The following is a 719-nucleotide window of genomic DNA, read 5'->3' as shown; positions in this document are numbered from 1 at the left end:
TTTGCTGCCAGACGTCAAGGATCGGCGCTCAGCAGAATACAGGGACGCTTTAAAACAGACGGATGCTGAAAAGATACTGGTGAACGGTGAGGTTGAAACAATACAAAGGATGATTGAATCGGCCGGCCTGAACAGCGATTTCGTTAGTTACATGGCATCACCAGGTAACTCTGAAATATCTATGTTCGCCACCTGCCCGGAAACGGGACTGAAATTAAAGTGCCGGTTTGACAGGATGTCAGACTCATACCCTTACCCGCTAGATGTAAAAAGCTGCATGGACGCAACAGAGCGCGGTTTCAGTCAGGCTTTTGGGAAATATCACTATCATGTGCAGGCTGCATTTTATTTGTACGTGCTGAAATTAGTCACAGGAAGAGACTTAAATCAGTTCTGCTTTTTCGCCATTCAGAATAAGCCGCCGTACACCAACTGCATGTATTACATCGGCGAGGACTCGCTGGAGCTGGGAAGAAAGGTAGTGTTCGAATCTCTGCACACAATAAAACAGTGCATTGATGGCGCCATACCGAAAACCGAAGGAATGGTTTTGCCATCCAGTGAAATAAACGTGCCCTCTTATCTTTTCGATGATGAATATCTTGATGACGAGGTATATCTCTAATGGATTTATCAAAAACAATTATCCCGAAATCGGATCAGCTTAATTTCGAAGATGTACAAAGCCAGCCAATTACTGCGGTAATTAAATCTGTCCG

Annotated in this window: 1 protein-coding gene; it reads left to right on the top strand. The window is 44.5% G+C overall.

Annotated elements, in window-relative coordinates; genetic code table 11:
* A partial coding sequence (locus tag HMPREF3119_RS00380; RefSeq protein WP_246829221.1) for a PD-(D/E)XK nuclease-like domain-containing protein occupies positions 1-625 on the top strand: 625 nt, incomplete at its 5' end.
* Positions 626-719: the final 94 nt, after the last annotated feature.

The organism is Morganella sp. HMSC11D09 (assembly GCF_001807955.1).
GTDB lineage: Bacteria > Pseudomonadota > Gammaproteobacteria > Enterobacterales > Enterobacteriaceae > Morganella > Morganella morganii.
Note: the sequence above shows the minus strand (reverse complement) of the source record. Positions and strands in the feature narration are given on the sequence as shown.